1 protein-coding gene and 2 rRNA genes are annotated in these 2,622 nt (G+C 59.3%); all 3 read right to left on the reverse strand.

Annotated elements, in window-relative coordinates; translation table 11 throughout:
- Positions 1-551, reverse strand: a 551-nt coding sequence (locus EHS19_RS10385) for a hypothetical protein (protein ID WP_151917687.1), incomplete at its 3' end; no start/stop codon positions are given.
- Positions 552-733: 182 nt separating this feature from the next.
- Positions 734-850, reverse strand: a 5S ribosomal RNA gene (gene rrf / locus EHS19_RS10390).
- A 175-nt stretch (positions 851-1,025) separates the two neighbouring features.
- Positions 1,026-2,622: ribosomal RNA gene (locus EHS19_RS10395) — 23S ribosomal RNA — on the reverse strand; the annotation flags it as partial.

The raw sequence follows: 2,622 nt of genomic DNA on the forward strand, positions 1-2,622 counted from the left end.
GGCTGGCTGTCGCTCGGCGCGGCGCCGTCGCCTTCATACCATTTGGTTTCAGGGTTGCGGTCCTTGATGTTGTCCGCTGATTCATTGCCGCCCGCGTTGGGATGATTGGCGTTGACGGTGGTGACGAGGCTTTGGATCGCGGACGCGGAGGCTTGGTTCTGTTCGTTGCCGGTGTCGTCGACAGCTTTGTCGGCGGCTTTGTCGGTTTGATTGATGCGGGTTGCTGCGTTGGTTTGCGTTGCCGTATTGTCGTCGGTGCCGTTGGGCTGCGTTTGCGGCTTGAGATACGACTGTGTGTCAAGCGCAGTGTCGATATCGGTATTGCGCAGGTTGGATTCTGCGGTTTGGCTGGTTTGGGATGCGATTGACGTGGGCGCAGCGCTTGCAGCGGATTCGCTCGCATACACGGGTTGCGCGGTGACGAGTGCAACCGATCCGAATGTGGCGATCGCGGCGACGCATGCCACGATACGCGCCACTAATGCCTTGCCGATGCTTAGCGGTGTCTTGTTGATGCCCTGAGCATGGGATCGTTGTTGCCTTCCGCTCATGTCTGCCCCTCTTCTTGCGTACAGTACATGGTGCAATGTAGGAGCGATGCGTTTCCCGTCGGTGATCTGACAATGACCTTCGATTGGCGAGAAAATGAATTGTAGGGAAAACAATATGAATGAGATATATGGAAAAAAGCCTCGAGCGGCTTTGTTGTCGTTCGAGGCTTTTGTACGTGTTGTTGCGGCGGTGTGCTACTCTCCCACATTCTCTCGAATGCAGTACCATCGCCGTGCCAGGTCTTAGCTTCCGGGTTCGGAATGATGCCGGGCGTCTCCCCTGGGCCATGACCACCGCAAGTCTGTTCGATTCTCTTCCCACGCCCCACGGCGTGAGGGTAATGGTGGTGGTCCGGGAACCGGATAATGGACGCGAGACTATCGCCTGTTCGTGTTGATCGCAGTGGATCGTCTAATGCTCTCTAGTCGCCCGGCCGTCATGCCGGACTGTGCGCGCCACCCCCAAGGGGTGGTGTGTGATTGCGGTTCGACCATTAGTACCGGTCGGCTCCACCCCTCACAGGGCTTCCACCTCCGGCCTATCGACCACGTGTTCTCCATGGGGTCTACAGGCACAAATGTGCCACGGAATGCTTATCTTGGAGAGGGCTTCCCGCTTAGATGCTTTCAGCGGTTATCCCTTCCGAACGTGGCCAACCAGCCGCGCCACTGGCGTGACGACTGGCATACCAGAGGTTCGTCCACCCAGGTCCTCTCGTACTATGGGCAGGACTCCTCAACATTCCAACGAGCGCAGAGGATAGAGACCAAACTGTCTCACGACGTTCTGAACCCAGCTCGCGTGCCGCTTTGATCGGCGAACAGCCGAACCCTTGGGACCTGCTCCAGCCCCAGGATGCGACGAGCCGACATCGAGGTGCCAAACCATCCCGTCGATATGGACTCTTGGGAATGATCAGCCTGTTATCCCCGGGGTACCTTTTATCCGTTGAGCGATGCCGCGCCCGTGCGCCGGCACCGGATCACTATCTCCGACTTTCGTCCCTGCTCGAACCGTCGTTCTCGCAGTCAAGCCCGCTTGTGCGATTACACTCGACACCCGATTGCCAACCGGGCCGAGCGGACCTTTGAGCGCCTCCGTTACTCTTTGGGAGGCAACCGCCCCAGTTGAACTACCCGCCAGGCACTGTCCCAGAGCGGGATGACCGCTCGTGGTTAGACGTCAAACGAGAACAGAGCGGTATTTCACCTTGCGACTCCACCATGACTGGCGTCACGGCTTCGAAGTCTCCCGCCTATGCTACACAATCCGCGCCTAACGCCAATACCAAGGTATAGTAAAGGTCCCGGGGTCTTTTCGTCCTTCTGCGCTTAACGAGCATCTTTACTCGTACTGCAATTTCGCCGAGCTCCTGGTCGAGACAGCGGGGAAGTCGTTACGCCATTCGTGCAGGTCGGAACTTGCCCGACAAGGAATTTCGCTACCTTAGGATGGTTATAGTTACCACCGCCGTTTACCGGGGCTTGAATTCACCGCTTCACCCCAAGGGGCTGACGGATCCTCTTAACCTTCCGGCACCGGGCAGGCGTCAGTGCATATACAGCGGCTTGCGCCTTCGCATGCACCTGTGTTTTTGGTAAACAGTCGCTACCCCCTGGCCTGTGCCACCCCCCAAGGCTATGCACCCCGGGGGGTCTCCCTTATGCCGAAGGCACGGGAGCGGTTTGCCGAGTTCCTTGACCAGGATTCGCTCGATCGCCTTGGTATTCTCTACCTGACCACCAGTGTCGGTTTGGGGTACGGGCGCCGTGTGCCCTCGCGACGAAGCTTTTCTCGACGGACGGGATCACCGGATCCACCCAAAAAGGGGCGTCCCGTCACGCCTCGCCCATAACGCCCCCCGGATTTGCCTGGGGAGCGGGCTCGAACGCTTGGCCATGGAAGACCACCTCCACGGCCGGCCGCCTGTCCGCGTCACTCCTCCGCTCGCCGACACCGCATCCACCCGGCCATCCACGCCACACGCGGAACCCGAAGGAACCACACGCGGCACTTCAGGACAGGCCTCAACGGCACGGCCCTTGCGGTCACACGCCGGTACGGGAATAT

Source organism: Bifidobacterium jacchi, assembly GCF_009078285.1.
GTDB lineage: Bacteria > Actinomycetota > Actinomycetes > Actinomycetales > Bifidobacteriaceae > Bifidobacterium > Bifidobacterium jacchi.